The organism is Psychrosphaera sp., from assembly GCF_982872775.1.
This window is the reverse complement of the sequence record NZ_CEYNSH010000070.1, coordinates 1-1,560: the sequence shown is the minus strand read 5'-3', so window position 1 is coordinate 1,560 and position 1,560 is coordinate 1. Positions and strand designations below refer to the sequence as shown.

The window sequence follows — 1,560 nt, the reverse complement described above, 5'->3', positions numbered from 1 at the left end:
AGTGCCCAACAGAGTGCCCAACACAGTGCCAAAAACAGTGCCCCAAAATGTGTTTATTGTAGGACTGCCAAGAAGCGGCTCAACGCTACTTACACATCTTTTAACACAAAACCCAAGTATGTTGTCATTAGGTGAGAGAGACGATATAGAGGTGCTATTTACGCCATTTATTCAGTCAATTAGAGGCGAAAATTGTTCAAGTAAAAATGAACACTTAAATTCGTATTCGGAACAGCTTGGTAAGCTCGCTAATCGATACCAAACGCTAACCCAAGCAAGACTTAAAGGTGTATTTGCTCAAACTAACCAGGTTAGTGACGGACATGATATTAGTCATGTTATAGATAAGATGCACCTCAATATTTGGTTAACACCAATTATTTTAGAAGCCATTCCTGATGCCAAAATTATTGCAATTAAAAAAGACCAAAACGATGCTATTTGGAGTAATTTTAAATATTTGTTCAACCCTAACGACCAGCGCTTTCGGTACTCTTTCGATATAAAAGATATTGAGGCGTACTACCTTATGTATCAAGAGCAAGTAGAGTGGTTAAAAACCCATTACGAAAAGCGAGTGGTTGAAGTCGAATATGAAACGTTGATTCACCAACCACAAGCGGAATTAGCAAAGCTGTATAAGTTTGTTGATGTACCTCTTGTAAACGTTACTCTTTCAGAACTAAGTAACAAAGATAAAACGGCCATTTCAACTGCGAGTAGTCATCAAGTCCGTGGCGGATTGACCCAGAAGTATCAGGGACAATGGCAACAATACGATTTTCTATTTAATAGACTAAATAAAAATAAACCCGAATGGTCATCTTAAATCACCATTCGGGTTTATCTCAAGCCAGTTTAACAACAACGGATAAACTGTTTGTATTCAAAGCTTGCGATTAACAGTCCGTATCTTCTGCGTCAGCTTCTTCTTTTACATCTTCACACGCATCTTCGATGGCGTTACCTGCATCTGTTACGACTTCATCGACTTTTTCGCCTGCCTCTTCTGCTTCACCATCACCACACGCAGTTAAAAACATTGCTGATACAACTAAAGGTAACACAATAAGTAGCTTAAAAAATTTCATGGTGTTTCTCCAATATCCATTTATAAAATATAAGTGTCGGTTGCGGTTATCTAAGTAACTATAGCTTATCTTAGACTCTCGGTTTTCGGCCTCTGGCCACGCCGATAACTACTGACACGATCAAACCAATTAAAAATAAAAAGAATAAAAACTTCGCTATTCCTGTTGCTGCTCCTGCAATACCACCAAAGCCCAAAATACCGGCCACAATTGCAATCAATAAAAATGTGACTATCCAGCCCAACATAAGACCTCCAGTTTCAAGTTTTTTTTGATTTCCCGATAGATATTGCCAAAGCCGTGCCAACGTTTAAATCGTAGTTATAAAATTAACGCTCGAACTGTTATTAATAATAAAATCAATAACCTAAGGAATGATTAGACTTATAACCTTCGCTCCCTTACTTTTGAAAAGTAGTAACCTCTTGTCTTCTCTATAAAATATTTTCACGGTAACTGTGCAAGTTTT

The 1,560-nt window shown here is 37.7% G+C and carries 3 protein-coding genes; 1 reads left to right on the top strand and 2 read right to left on the bottom strand.

The genetic code is table 11. From position 1 onward, the window contains the following. On the top strand, positions 1-829 hold an 829-nt coding region (locus AC4E96_RS13555), incomplete at its 5' end, for a sulfotransferase family protein (protein WP_490256197.1). Between the two features lie 70 nt (positions 830-899). On the opposite strand, the gene AC4E96_RS13550 is transcribed toward AC4E96_RS13555, so the two are convergent. Then, on the bottom strand, positions 900-1,091 hold the full coding sequence (locus AC4E96_RS13550; protein ID WP_490256196.1) for a hypothetical protein: 192 nt from the start codon (positions 1,089-1,091) through the stop codon (positions 900-902). A gap of 70 nt (positions 1,092-1,161) precedes the next feature. Further along, on the bottom strand, positions 1,162-1,338 hold the full coding sequence (locus AC4E96_RS13545; RefSeq protein WP_490256201.1) for a DUF1328 domain-containing protein: 177 nt from the start codon (positions 1,336-1,338) through the stop codon (positions 1,162-1,164). Positions 1,339-1,560 lie beyond the last annotated feature (222 nt).

Coding starts and splice junctions, on each gene's coding strand:
- AC4E96_RS13550 (WP_490256196.1), bottom strand. CDS start 1,091: ATGAAATTTTTTAAGCTACTTATTGTGTTACCTTTAGTTGTATCAGCA.
- AC4E96_RS13545 (WP_490256201.1), bottom strand. CDS start 1,338: ATGTTGGGCTGGATAGTCACATTTTTATTGATTGCAATTGTGGCCGGT.